Genomic DNA, 16,006 nt, shown 5'->3' with positions numbered 1-16,006 from the left:
ACCGTCATAGCCGCGCGGGACCACTGCGAAACCCCTACCCGAGTACCGGCAACCGGCGCTCGGTGGCCAGCTCGTCGAGCGCGCGCTGCATGACGCGGCGCACGTGCGCGTCGACCTCGTCGATGTCAGGGTCCTCACCGAACTCGGCGACGATGTCGATCGGCGGCAGCACCTGCATCACGATCTTCGAGGGCAGCGGGATGTTCGGCGGCACCACCAGCGACAGCCCGAACGGGAACCCGAACGAGATCGGCACGATCTTGGTGCGGGCCAGCCGGGCGATCGGGCCGAGCCGCTTGGCCAGCCAGGTACCACGCGACAGGAAGATCTGCGTCTCCTGACCGCCGATGCCGACGGTCGGCACAATCGGCACGCCGGCGTTCAGCGCGGCCTTCACATAGCCGGTGCGGCCGCCGAAATCGATCACGTTCTCGGAGAACGTCGGCCGGTACACGTCGTAGTCACCGCCGGGGAACACCACGACCAGTCCGCCCGAGCGCAGCGCCCGGTCGGCGTTCTCGTGGTTGGCGCTGATGTAGCCGATCTTGCGGAAGAAATCGCCGGTCGGACCGGTCATCAACATGTCGTGGCTGAGCGTGTAGAGCGGCCGGTCGTAGCCGTGCTCGGCGTAGAACTCCGCCGCCAGGATCGGCACGTCCATCGGCATTAGGCCACCGGAGTGGTTCGACACCAGCAGCGCCCCGCCGTGCGGCACGTTGTCCAGACCGCGGACCTCCGTGCGGAAGTAGCGCTTGAGGAACGGCCTGGTGACGCTCATGACCCGTTCGGTCAGCGACGGATCCCACTTGGTGAGCTCCGAGCGTTCGGTATCGGCCACGGGTTCCCCCTCGACGGAAAAATTGGAACGTGTTCTAGTTTAGCGATCGGCGCTGTGCAGGACAAACAGGCGCTGTTTGGCTCTGCGCGGCGACGGCTACCTTGTCCCTATGGACGGCCGCGATCTGCTTGCGGGCCGCTACGAACTCCGAGGCGTTCTGGGCCGGGGCGGAATGGCCGAGGTGCACGACGGCTGGGACACCCGGCTGTCCAGGGCGGTCGCGATCAAACTGCTCTACCCCGCGATGGCCGCCGACCCCGGCATGCGCCGCCGGTTCGAGGACGAGGCCCGCGCCGCCGCCGCGCTCAACCACCCCAACATCGTCGCCGTGCACGACTTCGGTGACCACGACGGCAGCCCGTTCATCGTGATGGAGCGGCTACCCGGCCGGACCCTGCACGACCAGATCGCCTCGGGCCCGATGCCACTGCCGCAGGTGCGCGCGATGCTCGACGATGTGCTCGCCGCGCTGGCCACCGCGCACGCGGCGGGTGTGCTGCACCGCGACATCAAACCCGCGAACGTGCTGATCGCGCCCGCCGGCACGATGAAGGTCGCCGACTTCGGCATCGCCAAGACCGCGGGCGCCGCCCACACCGCGACCGGCCAGCTCATCGGCACCATGGCCTACATGAGCCCCGAGCGGGTGGCCGGGGCCCCGGCGTCGGTGGCCGACGACCTCTACGCGGTCGGGCTGATGGGTTACGAAGCGCTCACCGGGCGTCCGCCGTTTCCCCAGGAGCACCCGGCGGCGGTGATGCGGGCCATCCTCGATCAGCCGCTGCCGCCGATCGGCGCGGTGCGACCCAACGCCGACCCGGCGCTGGCCGCCGCGATCGACCGCGCGATGGCCCGGGATCCCGGCCTGCGGTTCGGCAGCGCCGACGAGATGCGGGCCGCCCTGTCAGGCGCCGCCCCGCCGCCGCGGCCGGCGACCAAGGTGATGGCCCAACCTGTCGTCGCACCGTCGGCGGCTTACTTCGTGCCGGCGGGGCCGAAGCGCAAACCGATGAGCAGGGAACGCAAACTGCTGATCGCCGCGGCCGCGTTCGTGGGTCTCGTCGTCGGGACGCTGGCGCTGGCCCTCGACCCGTCGTCGACCACGCAGACGCCCCAGCCCATCAGCACGAGCACACCCGTGCAGCCCCCACCGCCGCCGCCGACGACGTCCGCGCCGCCCACGTCCGCAGCGCCGGTTGTCGAGGCGCCCAAGCCGCCCAAGAAGGGCGGCCCCGGCAATGGGAAGGGCCACGGAAACGGCAAGAAGCGCGACTGACCCCATTGGCGCGCCGCGAGTTCTGCGTGAGGGTCGTGATGTCGGGCGATCGGCAGCCCTGGTGTAGAAGTCGCAGCGGTGGCGGCCGCTTCGGCGCTCGCCTAGATCGTTACGATCAGCCACGTGAGTGACAACAACGAACAAGCAGTTCTGGTCGAGCAGCGCGACCGGATCCTGGTCATCACCATCAACCGTCCGCAGGCCAGGAACGCGGTCAACGGCGAGGTGAGCCGCGGACTGGCCGACGCGATGGACCGGCTCGACGGGGACGCCGGACTGTCGGTCGGCATCCTGACCGGCGCCGGCGGCTCGTTCAGCGCCGGGATGGACCTCAAGGCGTTCGCCCGCGGCGAGAACGTCGCCATCGAGGGCCGCGGTCTGGGCTTCACCGAGAAGCCGCCGGCCAAGCCGTTGATCGCGGCCGTCGAGGGATATTGCCTGGCGGGGGGTTGCGAGCTGGCGCTGGCGACCGACCTGATCGTGGCGTCGAAGGAGTCGGCGTTCGGCATCCCCGAAGTCAAGCGCGGTCTGGTGGCCGGCGGTGGCGGCCTGCTGCGGTTGCCGCAGCGAATCCCGTACGGCCTGGCGATGGAGCTCGCGCTGACCGGTGAGAGCCTGTCCGCCCAGCGCGCCCATGACCTCGGATTGGTCAACGTGCTCGCCGAACCCGGTCAGGCACTGGAGGCGGCGATTGCGTTCGCCGAGAAGATCACCGCCAACGGCCCGCTGGCGGTAACCGCCACCAAGCGGATCATCGTCGAGTCGCGCGACTGGAACTCCCAGGAGATGTGGAAGAAGCAGTTCGAGATCTTCAGCCCGGTCTTCATGTCGAACGACGCCAAGGAAGGCGCGATCGCGTTCGCCGAGAAGCGTGCGCCGAAGTGGACGGGCACCTGACGCTGCCCTGAGGGGTTTCGATGCCGCCGCCCGGGGCAACCGTTAGACATGGAAACGTTGGCCCGGGCGCGGCGCGCGCAGAAGCGAATCTTCAAGGCACAGCGACGTCTGTGGTTGCTTCAGGCTGCCGCGTGGCCGACGGTGGTGCTCACCGGTGTCGGTGCACTGGCCGCGGTCATCGTCCGGTACCGCAATCGCGCCGACGGGTCAGTGACGCCCGTCGACGGCCTACCGCACCTGTGAGGAGACAGCGCATGCCGCAGAGCGATCTGCCCATCCCCGACTACGACCAGCTGCCGCTGACCGAGCTGCGGCATCGCATCCGGTCGTTGGACGAACCGACACTGCGCGCGGTCTTCGAGCACGAGACCGAGCACGGCAACCGCATCCCGGTGCTCGAGCTGCTCAACGCGCGGCTCAAGGAACTCACCCACGGCGCCGAGCCGTCGCCCGGTGACCAGAGCAACGCGCCCGGCGTGACAGGTACGGCGGGCGGGTCACCGGTGCAGGAATCGACTGCGGCGCAGGCCAACACGCCGCTCCGGCACGGCGTCGCGTATCAGACGCCGGCCCGCGGCAAGCCCTGAGTCAGTGCGGCGACCTCGTCGCCCAGGTTGCGCCGGGCCTGCTGCTCCCAGCGGGCCCGACCGGCGTCGGTGTGAAAGATCGTTCCATCCAGTAGTGCTGAGAGCACTTGCGCGCGAGCGGGTTTGAACACGTCATCGGGGATCGCCGCATACTCTTCGCGCACGGCGTGCGCGTACGCGCGGTACCGGTCGGCCGGGCTGCCCAGCACCGACAGGTCGGCGTCGCTGAGCACCGCCGCGTCGACGTCTCCGTCATCGGCCTTGTGGCTCTTGGTGACCAGCACCAGCCGGGCCACCTCGTCGCGAACAGGGGAGGGCAGCAGGCGGCGGGCCAACTCCGCGGAGCGGTCCTCGTTGTCGTCGGCGCCGATCTCGTAAACCGCATCGTGGAACCAGGCGGCCAGCTCGACCGCTTCACGGTCGAACTCGATCCCGGCGCGGGCAAGCACCCCGACCGCATCGAGGACCTCGTCCAGGTGCTTGAGCGTGTGATGCCTGCGGTGCGGCTCCGACCACCGCGCCAGTAGGTCCCCGCGAAGCTGCTCGGTCAGATGTACCGCCATTTGATCAGTGTGCACCCAAGGTTGACCCCAACCGCGGTTGAGGTCGCAGGATGTGGTCATGACGACGGATGTTGCCGCGTATCTGACCCGCATCGGATACACCGGGCCCACCGAGCCGACGCTCGCCACGCTTCGCGAACTCGTGGCGGGACACAACCGGGCGATCCCGTTCGAGAACCTGGACCCGCTGATGGGCATCCCTGTCGCCGATCTGAGCGCGCCGGCACTCGTCGACAAGCTCGTGCACCGGCGTCGCGGCGGCTACTGCTACGAACAGAACGGCCTGATGGGCTACGTGCTCTCGGAGCTCGGGTACGACGTGCACCGGTTGGCCGGGCGGGTGGTGTGGATGAACCCGTCGGCCGAGTTGCCCGCGCAGACCCACGAGACCCTTTCGGTGCAGGCGCCCGGTGAGGACGGGCGCTGGCTGGTCGACGTCGGGTTCGGCGGTCAGACCCTGTCGTCGCCGATCCGGCTGGTGGCCGGGCCCGTCCAGCAGACCCGCCACGAACCGTACCGGCTGCGCGCGAACGGCGATGGCTTCGTCCTGGAAGCCGAGGTCCGCGGACAGTGGCAGCCGCTGTACACGTTCGACACCCGGCCACAGCCGCAGATCGATCTCGAGGTCGGAAGCTGGTACGTCTCAACGCATCCGAGTTCGGGCTTTGTCACCGGGCTGTCGGCGGCGCGGGTGACCGACGACGCCCGCTACAACCTGCGCGGTCGTCATCTCGCGGTTCACCGCGACGGCACCACCGAACGCGTGCGCTTCGACACGGCCGCCGACGTCCTCGCCGCGCTCACCGACTGCTTCGGGATCAACCTCGACGACCTGGGTGATCGCAGCGCGCTCGAGGCCCGCGTCGCCGACGTGTTGGACGCCTGAACGCAGCAGGAAAAGTCATGTTCTGACCGGCGATTCGGGTCCATACTCGGTGACCGTGAGCCCAGGACCACGCCGTGACCGCCTCCGGGAACTGCTCGACGCGGTCGTCGACGCCGACAACAGCGGCGTCGAGGAGATGGCGCGCAGCAGCCACGCCTCGGAGTTCCACTTCTCGCGCGAGGTCCGCAGGCTGACCGGCGAGTCGCCGGCGGCGATGCGCCGCCGGATCATGCTCGAGCGCGCGGCGTGGCGGTTGCAGCGCGGGGAGAAGGTGACCGCGGTCGCCACCGAGGAGGGCTGGTCGTCGGCGGAGGTGTTCTCCCGGGCGTTCCGCCGCACGTTCGGGGTGCCGCCGTCGCGCGCGGCCGATGTGCCGTTCCGTGTGACCGCACCCAACGGGCTGCACTTTCATCCACCCGGTTCGCTGTGGCTCGACAGCGCCGGCGACGCGAAGGAGCCCGACATCTCGCAACTGATGGTGGCGCACGACATCGCCGACACCGGATACCTCTTGGATCGGGCCGGCGAACTGACCGAAACGCAATGGGCGCAACCGGTCGCGCCGGGCCAGGTGGTCCTCGACTGGGACGGTCCCGAACCCAGCGTCGGCGACGTGCTCGGCGCGATCGTGTGGACCAAGGAGGTCTGGCTGGCCACCATCGACGGCCGCGACTTCCCGGATCGGTCCGCGACCCGCGCCGCGACGACGACCGCGGCCACGTTGGCGGCACACCACGAGGTCATCGGTGGCCGTTGGGCGGCAATGGTTTCCGAATACTCGGCCGACGGCCGGCTGGGTGACACCGTGATCGATGCGCTGTGCGATCCGCCCGAGTCGTTTCAGCTGTACGGGATCATCGCGCACGTGCTGAACTACGCGGCCCTGCGGCGCGGCCTGGCCCGGGCGATGCTGGCCGGGCACGGTGTCGAAACCCATCGCGGTGATCCCCTGGAATGGATGAGAGGCAACTGAATTGGCGACCGTCTACTACACCGCATCCAGCCTCGACGGCTACATCGTCGACACCGACGACAGCCTCGACTGGCTGACGTCGCGCGACATCAACCGGGCTGGACCGTTCAACTACGACGAGTTCATCGCCACGATCGGCGCGGTGGTGATGGGTTCGGTGACCTACGAGTGGATCGTGCGCAACCATCCGGGCGACTGGATGTACGAACAGCCGTCCTGGGTCATCACCCACCGCCCGCAGATCATCGAAAAGTCGCATCCGGTGGACACTTTCGCCGGTGACGTGGCCGAACTGCATCCCAAACTCGTGGCCGCGGCGGCCGGCAAGGACGTCTGGGTGGTCGGTGGCGGTGACGTGGCCGCGCAGTTCACCTCGGCGGGCCTGATCGACGAGATGATCGTCAGCTACGCGCCGTGCTCATTGGGTTCCGGGTCGCCGGTGCTGCCGGTGCGCTCGGAATGGGCACTGGCGGAGTCGGCGGTGAACCGCGACTTCGTGTGCGCCCGCTGGGTCACCGCTTCCCGGGAAAACCGTAGCGACGGATGAACTCCCGCGACCTGATCAGGAATTCGACCTGTTCGGCGACGTCGCGCAACGGTTCGACGGTGCGGGTGGACCGGCACAGCACCACGGCGCCTTCCAACGCGGCGATGCACGTGATCGCCAGCGACGCCGCATCGGTTTCACCGAATCCGTCCGAGGTGAACGCGCGGGTCAACGCGTCGCGCCAGTGCCGGAAGATGTTGCCTGCGACGGTCGTCAGCTGCGGCTGCTGATCGACCGCGCCGATGGCCGCCGCGACCACCGGGCACCCCGCGGCGAAGTCGCTCTCGACGAGCAGTTCCTCCCAGAACGCGACGAACTTGTGGACCAGGTACATGCCGCCATTGGCGGCGGCTTCGTCGATGACGCCGGTGATCTCCTCGCCCGCGTACTTCAGGGCCTCGGTGAGGATCTGGTTGCGGCCCGCGGGGAAGTGGTAGTAGACCGATCCGCGCGGCGCGCCGCTGCGCGCCAGCACCTCGTCGATCGTGACACCGGCGGCGCCGCGCTCGCGCATCACCTCGGCGGCGCTGATCAGCATCTTGGTGCGCGTCGACCCCCGCTTCTGCGGGGTCTTGGCCATGGTGGAAGACAGGGTGGCCTCCAGCGGGACGGTCAGGCGGCCCGGGTGCGGCGCAGCTGGGCCGCGCGCCAGTTGAGGGTCCGCGGGGCGAACCGGAACAACGACCGATGGCTGTCGTGCACACGATGTGTGAACTGATGGCCGGCGAAGTTGACCTCAACGATCCACATCGGCGCCTCCCTGGGTATGACCATCAGCATAAAACGCTCAACGCCGGGCACCAAGCGTTGTATTCCGCGTCACAGAAATGCGCTTGGTGTCCTGCCGATTATGCTGAGGACCATAATCGGCGACGCCGGGGGGATCTGCGGTCCGGCGCCCGGTCAGACGGCTACGCTCGGCCCTACCGCGCCAGGGAAGGACGCTCGTCATGGGCCATTACAAGAGCAATGTCCGCGATCTCGAGTTCAACCTGTTCGAAGTGCTCCAGCTGGAGAAGGTGCTGGCGACCGGAGAGTTCGCCGACCTCGATGTGGACTCGGTACGGCAGATGCTCGACGAAGCGGCACGCCAGGCCGAGGGGCCGCTGGCCGAGTCGTTCGCCGAGGGGGACCGTCATCCGCCGACGTTCGACCCGGCGACGCACACCGTGACGCTGCCCGAGGCGTTCAAGAAGTCGTTCCGCGCGTGGCATCAGGGCGAGTGGTTCCGGGTTGGCGTGCCGGAGGCGATCGGCGGGGTGTCCGCGCCTGCCACCGTCGAGTGGGCGATCAACGAACTCGCTCTCGGCGCGCAGCCCGCCGCGTTCATGTACCAGGCCGGCTCGAAGATGGCCGAGATCCTCTACGGCATCGGCAACGAGCGCCAGCGGCACTGGGCCGATCTGATGATGGAGCGCAACTGGGGCGCGACGATGGTGCTCACCGAGCCCGACGCGGGATCCGACGTCGGCGCCGGGCGCACGAAGGCTGTCGAACAACCAGACGGCACTTGGCATCTCGACGGCGTCAAGCGGTTCATCACCAACGGCGACACCGACGACCTGTTCGAGAACATCATGCACGTGGTGCTCGCGCGCCCGGAAGGAGCGGGACCCGGGACCAAGGGGTTGAGCCTGTTCCTGGTGCCCAAGTTCCACTTCGACCCCGAGACGGGGGAGATCGGCGAGCGCAACGGCGTGTTCGTCACCGGGCTCGAGCACAAGATGGGGCTGAAGGTGTCGGCGACGTGCGAGTTGACCTTCGGTCAGCACGGCGTGCCCGCGGTCGGGTGGCTGGTCAACGACAGCCACAACGGGATCGCGCAGATGTTCCGCGTCATCGAGTACGCGCGGATGATGGTGGGCACCAAGGCGATCGCGACGCTGTCAACGGGTTATCTGAACGCGCTCGAGTACGCCAAGACGCGGATCCAGGGCGCGGACATGACGCAGATGACCGACAAGAACGCGCCGCGCGTGACGATCATGCACCACCCCGACGTGCGCCGGGCGATGATGACGCAGAAGTCCTACGCCGAGGGGCTGCGGGCGCTGTACCTCTACACCGCCGCACACCAGGATTCGGTTGCGGCACAACTGGTTTCGGGAGCCGACGCCGACATGGCGAACCGGATCAACGACCTGCTGCTGCCCATCGTCAAGGGCGTCGGTTCCGAACGCGCCTACCAGTGCCTGACCGAATCGCTGCAGACCTTCGGGGGATCGGGCTTCCTGCAGGACTATCCGGTCGAGCAGTACATCCGCGACGCCAAGATCGACTCGCTCTACGAGGGCACCACCGCGATCCAGGCGCAGGACTTCTTCTTCCGCAAGATCGCCCGCGACCAGGGGGCCGCGCTGGCGCACCTGGCCGGACAGATCCAGCAGTTCGTCGGCGCCGACTCCGGACACGCCGACCTCGCCGAGGGCCGCGCGCTTCTCGCGACCGCGCTGCAGGACGTGCAGGCGATGGCGGCGACGCTGACGGGTTATCTGCTCTCGGCGCAGGAGGACGCGCGCCAGCTGTACCGCCTCGGCCTCGAGTCGGTGCCGTTCCTACTGGCAGTCGGCGACCTGGTGATCGGCTGGCTGCTGCTGGTGCAGGCCGAGGTCGCGCTGGCCGCCCTCGACGGTTCACCCGCCGAAGCCGACCGCGCGTTCTACACCGGCAAGGTCAGCGCCGCGAACTTCTTCGCCCGCAACGTGTTACCGCGGTTGACGGCCGAGCGCCGGATCGTCGAGAACGTCGACCTGGCGGTCATGGACCTGCCCGAGGCCGCGTTCTAGACAGGGCGAGCAGTCGCAAAGTGCCCTAATTCCGCGGGATTTCGGGTCACTATGCGACTGCTCGCGCAAGAAAGCGTCAGTCCTCGGGGGTGTAGCCGAACGGCAGCAGCACGCTCTTGTGCTCCACGTAGGCCTCGATGCCCTCGGGTCCGTTCTCGCGTCCGATGCCCGAGTTCTTGTACCCGCCGAACGGCGCACCCGGATCGAACGCGTACATGTTGACCGCATAGGTGCCGGTGCGGATCTTCGAGGCGACCTCGAGCGCCTTCTTGTTGTCGGTCGTCCACACCGATCCGGCCAGCCCGTACACCGAGTCGTTGGCGATGCGGATCGCGTCCTCTTCGGTCTCGTAGGGGATCACCGCCAGCACGGGCCCGAAGATCTCCTCCTGGGCGATCGTCATCGAGTTGTCGACGTCGGCGAACACGGTCGGCTGCACGAACCAGCCGCTGTCGAGCCCCTCGGGCCGGCCGCCGCCGGTGACCAGCCGGGCGCCTTCCTCGACACCCTTCTTGATGTAGGACTCCACCCGGTCGCGCTGCTTCTCCGAGATCAGCGGGCCGATCGCGGCGTTCGGGTCGTCGGGCAGACCGACCGGCATCGCGGAGACGAAGTTGGCGACCTTCTCGACGACCTCGTCGTAACGCGAGCGCGGGGCGAGGATGCGGGTCTGCGCGACGCAGGCCTGTCCGCTGTTCATCACGCCCGAGAAGCCCAGCATCGGCAGGGTCGAGTCCAGGTCGGCGTCCTCGAGGATGATCGCGGCCGACTTGCCGCCGAGCTCAAGGGTGCACGGCTTGAGCTTCTCGGCGGCGATCTTGGCGATCTCCTTGCCGACCGCGGAGCTGCCGGTGAACGTGTACTTGTCGATCTGGTCGTTCGCGGTCAGCGCGCGGCCGGTCTCCGGGCCGCCGGGCACGATCGACAGCACGCCCTCGGGGAGGCCGGCCTGGGCGAAGATCTCGGCCATCGCGAACACCGACAGCGGGGTTTCGGCGGCCGGCTTGAGCACGACGGTGCAGCCCGCCAGCAGCGCGGGGCCGAGCTTGTTGGCGGCCAGGAAGAACGGCACGTTCCAGGCGGTGACGGCGCCGACGACGCCGATCGGCTCGCGCACGACCAAGGTCTGGCCGTAGATGCCGTCGCGGATCTCTTTCCAGGCGAACTTGTCGGCCGCCCCCGCGAAGTACTGGAACGACGACATCGCCGCGCCGTACTGCATCATGTCGACGATCGTCTGCGGCTGGCCAGTCTCGGCGGCCAGCAGATACTTCAGCTCGTCGGCGCGCTCCTCCATCAGCTTGACGGCCTCGGCCAGCACGGCGGCGCGCTCCTGCGGCGACTTGTGCGGCCAGGGGCCCTCGTCGAACGCCTTGCGGGCGGCCGCGCAGGCGGCCTCGACGTCGGCGGCCGCGGCCAGCGGCACCTGGCCCACCACCTCGCCAGTCGCGGGCGAGCGCACCTCGATCACGTCCGAGGTCGCGGGCTCGACCCACTTACCGCCGATGAACAGCTTGTCCCACTGGGTCTGATGTGCCGGCCCGCCGGCAGGTGTCTTGTCAGCCACGGTCTGCGTCATGCCCGTCACACTACCTAGGATCCGGCGGAAGTAGAACCTGTTCCAGCGACGGCCGCAGGACCAGCACCAGGTTGCTCACCAGGAACTCCCGCAGCACCGGCACCTTGGTCAGCGACCAGGCCCATCGCGGGTGGTAGCGGGGAAATGCGGCGATCAGCGCGCCGGTGCTGGCCGCCCACTCGAGCCCGTCGGCGGCGGACACCGCGAACAGTGACGAGCCGTAGTTGTTCTTCGGCAAATGGCCGTGCCTGCGGGTGTATCGGCGCGCCGCCCTGGCCCCGCCGAGGTAGTGCCACAGCCCGGTCTCGTGCCCGCCGAACGGGCCCAGCCACACCGTGTAGGACAGCACCACCAGACCGCCGGGTCGGGTGACCCGCAGCATCTCGGCGCCCAGCCGCCACGGCTGCGCGACGTGTTCGGCGACGTTCGACGACAGGCAGATGTCGACGCTGGCGTCGGCGAACGGCAGCGCCAGCCCGGACGCGCGCACGTAGGTCGCGTCGGCGGCCACCCCGGGCCCGGCGTGCATCTCGGCCGGATCGGGTTCGACGCCGATGTAGTGAAAACCGTTGGCGGCGAACGCCTCCGAGAAATAACCGGGTCCGCCGCCGACGTCGAGCACGGTCGTGCCGTCCGTCGACGATCCGACCGCGTCGCGCCACAGGTCGCCGACCATCGCGGCGGTGTCGTCGGCGAGCGCGCCGTAGAACCGGGCCGGGTGGCTCTGCTCGAACCGGAACGCGCCGAGCAGCCGCAGCGAGCGCGACAGCGTCGCCCTGTGCGCGAACCGGTGCATGTCTGCGCACCCTACGCAGCGACTACCCTTACCGGTGATGTCTGTCCGCCCTCTCAAATCGGTGTTGCTGCTGTGCTGGCGCGACACCGGACACCCGCAGGGCGGCGGCAGCGAGGCCTACCTGCAGCGCATCGGCGCGCAACTGGTCGCGTCCGGCGTCGAGGTGACGATGCGCACCGCGGGTTATCCGGGTGCCCCGCGCCGCGAGGTGGTCGACGGTGTGCGGGTCAGCCGCGGCGGCGGCCGCTACACCGTCTACATCTGGGCCGGCCTGGCGATGGTGCTGGCCCGGATCGGGCTGGGGCCGCTGCGGCACGCCAAGCCCGACGTGGTGCTCGACACGCAGAACGGCATCCCGTTCATGGCCCGGCTGGCCTACGGGCGCCGCGTCGCCGTGCTGGTGCACCACTGCCACCGCGAGCAGTGGCCGGTCGCGGGTGCGGCCGTCGGCAGGCTCGGCTGGTTCGTCGAGTCGAAGCTGTCGCCGCGGGCGCATCGCCGCAACCAGTACGTGACGGTGTCGCTGCCGTCGGCGCGCGACCTCACCGCGCTGGGCGTGCGGCCCAGCCAGATCGCGGTGGTGCGCAACGGGCTCGACGAGGCGCCGCCGTCCACGCTGAGCGCGCCGCGGGCGGCTGCCCCGCGGGTCGTGGTGCTGTCGCGGCTGGTGCCGCACAAACAGATCGAGGATGCGCTTGAGGCCGTCGCGGCGCTGCGGCCGCGGATCCCGGGACTGCAACTCGACGTCGTCGGCGGCGGCTGGTGGGAGCAGCGGCTGGTCGAGCACGCCGAGCTGCTGGGCATCTCCGACGCCGTCACGTTCCACGGGCACGTCGACGACGAAGCGAAACATCATGTCCTGCAACAGGCTTGGGTGCACGTGCTGCCGTCGCGGAAGGAGGGCTGGGCGCTGGCCGTCATCGAGGCGGGCCAGCACTCGGTGCCGACGATCGGGTACCGGTCCTCCGGCGGGCTGACCGACTCGATCGTCGACGGGGTGACCGGCCTGCTGGTCGACGACTTCGACGGCCTGGTCGAGAGCCTCGGCCGGCTGTTGACCGACGGCGTGCTGCGCGAACAGCTCGGCACCAAGGCCCACACCCGCTGCGGCGAGTTCTCCTGGCAGCAGAGCGCCGCGGCCATGCGCACGGTGTTGGAGTCCGTGCACGCCGGCGTTCACGTCAGCGGCGTCGTCCAGGGCTGACCCCTTCTTCGCCGAGCGCACGCTTTCGTACCCGAAACCCGAGTAGAAGCGTCAACAACCGTGCGCTCGGCGGGATCAGGAGCATCGCCAGCCACGCCCAGTGCGCGGCCAGCACGACCCCGCGACCCTCGGCGGCAGGTGCCGAGCCGCCGACCCGGTACAGCGTGATGTCGTCGTCGGTGTAGGCGACCGGTAATTCCAAACTGGCGTTGCCGGATTCGACAACGACCCAGCCGACACCGGCGGCCGCCAGCGAGTCCCGGTCCGCGCCGCTCAGCAGCAGGTCCTGCACGACGCGCGCCCGCTGCCCCTCGCCCGGCACCGTCCGCCCGCCGATCTGCAGGTCACCGGTGCTGAGCACGTCGGCGCGGACCCAGCGCGGCAGCGGGTCGAGCACCGGCGCGTCCCCGGCCCACTCGAACCGGCGCATGCTGTCGACCGGCAGCACCGCCACCGGTAGCGGCTCGTCGTTGATCAGCGCGGCCACCCGCGCCCAGCCCGGCGGGTACTGCACCGCTGACACCTTGCCGCCGACACCCCAGGCCAGGTCGGGCAGCACCGCGATCAGCGCGGCGCAGCACACCGCGGCTGTCGCCGCCACCGGCACCCGGCGCAGGGCCAGCACGGCGCCGGCGCCCGCGACCACATAGCCCGGCATGGCCAGCGCCACCCACTTCTGGCCGTCGCGCACGATGCCCAACCCGGGCAGCGACCGGATCAGCGCCTCGACCGTCGCGACACCCGGCCCGGTCGCCATCGCCGCGGGCACCACGACCGCGACCGCGGCCAGCACCAGCAGCGGCACCGCCGCCGGCCGTCGCGCCGCGGCCGGCAGGCCCAGCGCCACCACACCCAGCAGCACCGCCGTCGCGACCACCGCGAAAAGCGTTGCGCGCGAGGCGGGTACCGCGTCGCTGTTCCAGATGCCGCCGAGACCGGCCAGGCTGATCAGGGTGCCGAGGCCCGGCTCCGCCCGCGCCGCGAACGCGCCCACCCCCTGGGCCTGAGACGACGACAGCGACTGCGCGACCGCCGCCGCGGTCAGCCACGGCAGCGCCGCGACCACCGCCGCGCCCAGTCCGACCGCGAGGCACCGCCACCGCGAAAGCCCTTCGCCGGCAACGCAAACACACGCCGACGCCACCGTCGCCGCCAGCATCAGCCCCGTCGGGGTCAACCCGGCCAGCCCGATCCAGAACACCAGCGCGCCGAGCGCGCTCCACGACGCCGCCGCCCGCAACCGCAACATCGCGACCGCCACCCACGGCAGGCAGCCGAATCCCACCAGCAGGCTCCAATGCCCCTGCAGAAGTCGTTCGGCGACATAGGGATTCCACACCGCCAGCGTCGCCGCCACGAATTGCCCGCCCAGCCCCGCCTCCGGCAGCACCGCCGCCGCCAACCGGGCCGCGCCCCACCCCGCCAGCCACAGCCCGACGATCAGCAGCACCTTGACCACCACGCCGCCGTCGAACGCCGACGACGCCAGGGCCACTAAGAAGTCCTGCGGCAGCGCGCGCGGCGCCGCCTCCGACAGGCCCAGCGCCGCATCGGACAGATAGGAGCGCGGTGTGGAGACCGCGTCGCGCAACAACAGATAGCCCGGTTGCAGCAGCGGTGCGGTCACCGCCAACGCGAGCAGGAGCGCATACGCCGGGATCACCGGCGCGCGCGTGAGGAACCGCCGGGTCAGACCGGTCTGTCCGGCGGTAGGTCGGTCGGCCGCTGCGTGGGCAGCTTCTCGGTCTTGGCCTCGGCGCCGGGCACCTTGATGCCCTGCGTGTCGAAGAACCCGTGATCGGCCTCGTCGAGCCCGGGATCGATCAACGCGGACTCCGCGCGCAAGCTGAACGATCCGAGCAGGGCGCCGCCGACCAGCAGCACCAGGCCCGTCGCGGTGAACGTGATCGGCAGGATGCGGCCCCACAGCGCCACCCGGTCCCGCTCGTCGCTGGCGCTGGCCACCTGCGACTCCACGGTCTCCTCGTTGGACGTGACCGTGTAGTCGACGAACGTCACTTCGGGCTTGAGCGGTTCGCGTGCGTAGTAGTGGTAGCCGTGCTCTTCCTTCTTGACGATGGTGCCCGAGACCGGGTCCACCCAGAAGGTGCGCTGCGCAGCGTAGTAGCGCGACATGGTGATCGACTCGTCGGGTTCGCCGGGCACACCCCACATCGCGGCGCGGGCGGTCACCTCGGCGTCGGCGTCGTCCTCGTACAGCGAGGCGTACTTGACCGGCTCGACGAGCTTGCCGTCGGAGTCGTAGCCGACGTCCTGGCTGAACTTGTAGGTGGTCAGCCCGTTGACGTCTTCCTCACCGTCGTAGTTGGCGTCGAACGGCTTCTGCGCGATCGGATCGAACACCGAGTACGTCTTCTTCTCGGTCTGGAACGGGAACCGGTAGGCCAGCCCCTCGTGCGGCAGCGCGATGTTGGTCGGCGGCTTGTCATCGTCGATGGCCCGCGGCTTCTGCACCGCGCCGCCGGGATTGCTCTCGCTGGAGACCGCTTCGGCGGTGCTGCGGTTGACGGTCACGGTGTCCACCATCGCGAGCAGCAGGCCGTTGTCCTGCTGCTGGTCGGTGCGGCGCAGCGAACTGCCGACCTGAAGCGTCACCACGTCGGCGTTCGACGGGGACTCCACCGAGACCTGCTCCTGTAGCGCCATCGGCACGTCGCGGTCCACCACGAACTTCTCTTCGTTGAGCGACGCCGGGTTGAACGCGGTGCCGGTGCCGTCGCTGACGAGGGTGGCGTCGAGGTCCAGCGGGATCTTGGCGATCTTGCCTTCGGTGTAGGTGGACAGCAACAGCGCGGCGATCAACAGGGCAGCGCCCAGCCCCAAGATCCCGCACGCTGCGATACGCAGCGCGACTGCGCGGTTCAAACCGTGCCTCCTTCAGCCTGCAGGACCCAAAAACCCGTTTGACCCTAACAGCCCAAGTTAAGGCAGTCGTTTAGTTGCAGGGCCGCCCGCGCTGACTACCCGCTAATCACCGGCTTTGCACCAACGCGGCACACTGGTCGGCGTGCCGGGTAAGGACGTGGACAACGACGCAGTAGGAGGCACCCGCA

Annotated in this window: 17 protein-coding genes; 9 read left to right on the top strand and 8 right to left on the bottom strand. The window is 69.4% G+C overall.

Annotated features, from left to right (window positions below; genetic code table 11):
• Positions 1–34: 34 nt before the first annotated feature.
• Positions 35–778, bottom strand: a complete 744-nt coding sequence (locus BLW81_RS04350; RefSeq protein WP_235632282.1) for a lysophospholipid acyltransferase family protein — start codon at positions 776–778, stop codon at positions 35–37.
• 169 nt (positions 779–947) lie between these two features.
• Here BLW81_RS04350 and BLW81_RS04345 point away from each other — a divergent pair, with 169 nt between their 5' ends.
• From BLW81_RS04345 to BLW81_RS04330, 4 genes are all read left to right on the top strand, one after another.
• The gene (locus tag BLW81_RS04345; protein ID WP_083406144.1) at positions 948–2,114 is read left to right on the top strand and encodes a serine/threonine-protein kinase; all 1,167 of its coding nucleotides are present in this window, start codon (positions 948–950) and stop codon (positions 2,112–2,114) included.
• Between the two features lie 114 nt (positions 2,115–2,228).
• Positions 2,229–3,011: a crotonase/enoyl-CoA hydratase family protein gene (locus tag BLW81_RS04340; protein ID WP_083406143.1), complete on the top strand. Its 783-nt coding sequence runs from the start codon at positions 2,229–2,231 to the stop codon at positions 3,009–3,011.
• A gap of 48 nt (positions 3,012–3,059) precedes the next feature.
• Positions 3,060–3,254, top strand: a complete 195-nt coding sequence (locus tag BLW81_RS04335) for a hypothetical protein (protein WP_083406142.1) — start codon at positions 3,060–3,062, stop codon at positions 3,252–3,254.
• Positions 3,255–3,265: 11 nt separating this feature from the next.
• Positions 3,266–3,598, top strand: a complete 333-nt coding sequence (locus BLW81_RS04330) for a DUF8129 domain-containing protein (RefSeq protein ID WP_083406141.1) — start codon at positions 3,266–3,268, stop codon at positions 3,596–3,598.
• Here the strand turns inward: BLW81_RS04330 and BLW81_RS04325 are convergent.
• Positions 3,571–4,161 carry an HD domain-containing protein gene (locus BLW81_RS04325; RefSeq protein ID WP_083406140.1) on the bottom strand — a complete coding sequence of 197 codons (591 nt, stop codon included), beginning with the start codon at positions 4,159–4,161 and terminating at the stop codon, positions 3,571–3,573. The genes BLW81_RS04330 and BLW81_RS04325 overlap by 28 nt on opposite strands.
• A 58-nt stretch (positions 4,162–4,219) precedes the next feature.
• Between BLW81_RS04325 and BLW81_RS04320 the strand changes: the two genes are divergently transcribed.
• The 3 genes from BLW81_RS04320 to BLW81_RS04310 are packed head-to-tail and all read left to right on the top strand — an operon-like array spanning position 4,220 to position 6,567.
• A complete protein-coding gene (locus BLW81_RS04320; protein ID WP_083410318.1) occupies positions 4,220–5,047 on the top strand; it encodes an arylamine N-acetyltransferase family protein in 828 nt (275 codons plus the stop codon).
• Positions 5,048–5,096: 49 nt separating this feature from the next.
• Positions 5,097–6,020 (top strand): helix-turn-helix transcriptional regulator, encoded by a 924-nt coding sequence (locus BLW81_RS04315; RefSeq protein WP_407662312.1) that lies wholly within the window; start codon positions 5,097–5,099, stop codon positions 6,018–6,020.
• A 1-nt stretch (position 6,021) separates the two neighbouring features.
• Entirely contained in the window at positions 6,022–6,567 is a 546-nt protein-coding gene (locus tag BLW81_RS04310; RefSeq protein ID WP_083406139.1) for a dihydrofolate reductase family protein, read from the top strand.
• Here the strand turns inward: BLW81_RS04310 and BLW81_RS04305 are convergent.
• On the bottom strand, positions 6,533–7,147 hold the full coding sequence (locus tag BLW81_RS04305; protein WP_235632171.1) for a TetR/AcrR family transcriptional regulator: 615 nt from the start codon (positions 7,145–7,147) through the stop codon (positions 6,533–6,535). The genes BLW81_RS04310 and BLW81_RS04305 overlap by 35 nt on opposite strands.
• 32 nt (positions 7,148–7,179) lie before the next feature.
• On the bottom strand, positions 7,180–7,317 hold the full coding sequence (locus tag BLW81_RS29580; protein WP_173839573.1) for a hypothetical protein: 138 nt from the start codon (positions 7,315–7,317) through the stop codon (positions 7,180–7,182).
• Positions 7,318–7,517: 200 nt separating this feature from the next.
• On the opposite strand from BLW81_RS29580, the gene BLW81_RS04300 reads away from it, so the two are divergent.
• Complete coding sequence (locus BLW81_RS04300) at positions 7,518–9,353, top strand: acyl-CoA dehydrogenase (RefSeq protein WP_083406138.1); 1,836 nt, start codon at positions 7,518–7,520, stop codon at positions 9,351–9,353.
• Positions 9,354–9,429: 76 nt separating this feature from the next.
• Here the strand turns inward: BLW81_RS04300 and BLW81_RS04295 are convergent, their stop codons facing one another.
• Together BLW81_RS04295 and BLW81_RS04290 are read right to left on the bottom strand one after the other, a co-directional pair.
• Positions 9,430–10,932: an aldehyde dehydrogenase gene (locus BLW81_RS04295; protein WP_083406137.1), complete on the bottom strand. Its 1,503-nt coding sequence runs from the start codon at positions 10,930–10,932 to the stop codon at positions 9,430–9,432.
• Positions 10,933–10,942: 10 nt separating this feature from the next.
• Complete coding sequence (locus BLW81_RS04290) at positions 10,943–11,728, bottom strand: class I SAM-dependent methyltransferase (RefSeq protein WP_083406136.1); 786 nt, start codon at positions 11,726–11,728, stop codon at positions 10,943–10,945.
• Between the two features lie 37 nt (positions 11,729–11,765).
• On the opposite strand from BLW81_RS04290, the gene BLW81_RS04285 reads away from it, so the two are divergent.
• The gene (locus BLW81_RS04285) at positions 11,766–12,932 is read left to right on the top strand and encodes a glycosyltransferase family 4 protein (protein WP_083406135.1); all 1,167 of its coding nucleotides are present in this window, start codon (positions 11,766–11,768) and stop codon (positions 12,930–12,932) included.
• Here the strand turns inward: BLW81_RS04285 and BLW81_RS04280 are convergent.
• Both BLW81_RS04280 and BLW81_RS04275 read right to left on the bottom strand, forming a co-directional pair.
• Positions 12,910–14,595: an MmpA family trehalose lipid delivery protein gene (locus BLW81_RS04280; protein WP_157897582.1), complete on the bottom strand. Its 1,686-nt coding sequence runs from the start codon at positions 14,593–14,595 to the stop codon at positions 12,910–12,912. The two genes, BLW81_RS04285 and BLW81_RS04280, sit on opposite strands and share 23 nt — an antisense overlap.
• 26 nt (positions 14,596–14,621) lie before the next feature.
• Complete coding sequence (locus tag BLW81_RS04275; protein WP_083406134.1) at positions 14,622–15,818, bottom strand: cell envelope lipid trafficking protein PgfA; 1,197 nt, start codon at positions 15,816–15,818, stop codon at positions 14,622–14,624.
• Positions 15,819–16,006: the final 188 nt, after the last annotated feature.

It is taken from the genome of Mycolicibacterium rutilum (assembly GCF_900108565.1).
Taxonomy (GTDB): domain Bacteria; phylum Actinomycetota; class Actinomycetes; order Mycobacteriales; family Mycobacteriaceae; genus Mycobacterium; species Mycobacterium rutilum.
This window is presented reverse-complemented; position numbering and strand designations above follow the sequence as displayed.

What these genes read in the sequence shown, in the direction of transcription:
- BLW81_RS04325 (WP_083406140.1), bottom strand. Translation starts at nt 4,161, where the DNA reads ATGGCGGTACATCTGACCGAGCAGCTTCGCGGGGACCTACTGGCGCGG.
- BLW81_RS04320 (WP_083410318.1), top strand. Translation starts at nt 4,220, where the DNA reads ATGACGACGGATGTTGCCGCGTATCTGACCCGCATCGGATACACCGGG.
- BLW81_RS04290 (WP_083406136.1), bottom strand. Translation starts at nt 11,728, where the DNA reads ATGCACCGGTTCGCGCACAGGGCGACGCTGTCGCGCTCGCTGCGGCTG.
- BLW81_RS04335 (WP_083406142.1), top strand. Translation starts at nt 3,060, where the DNA reads ATGGAAACGTTGGCCCGGGCGCGGCGCGCGCAGAAGCGAATCTTCAAG.
- BLW81_RS04285 (WP_083406135.1), top strand. Translation starts at nt 11,766, where the DNA reads ATGTCTGTCCGCCCTCTCAAATCGGTGTTGCTGCTGTGCTGGCGCGAC.
- BLW81_RS04305 (WP_235632171.1), bottom strand. Translation starts at nt 7,147, where the DNA reads ATGGCCAAGACCCCGCAGAAGCGGGGGTCGACGCGCACCAAGATGCTG.
- BLW81_RS04350 (WP_235632282.1), bottom strand. Translation starts at nt 778, where the DNA reads ATGAGCGTCACCAGGCCGTTCCTCAAGCGCTACTTCCGCACGGAGGTC.
- BLW81_RS29580 (WP_173839573.1), bottom strand. Translation starts at nt 7,317, where the DNA reads ATGTGGATCGTTGAGGTCAACTTCGCCGGCCATCAGTTCACACATCGT.
- BLW81_RS04345 (WP_083406144.1), top strand. Translation starts at nt 948, where the DNA reads ATGGACGGCCGCGATCTGCTTGCGGGCCGCTACGAACTCCGAGGCGTT.
- BLW81_RS04330 (WP_083406141.1), top strand. Translation starts at nt 3,266, where the DNA reads ATGCCGCAGAGCGATCTGCCCATCCCCGACTACGACCAGCTGCCGCTG.
- BLW81_RS04300 (WP_083406138.1), top strand. Translation starts at nt 7,518, where the DNA reads ATGGGCCATTACAAGAGCAATGTCCGCGATCTCGAGTTCAACCTGTTC.
- BLW81_RS04295 (WP_083406137.1), bottom strand. Translation starts at nt 10,932, where the DNA reads ATGACGCAGACCGTGGCTGACAAGACACCTGCCGGCGGGCCGGCACAT.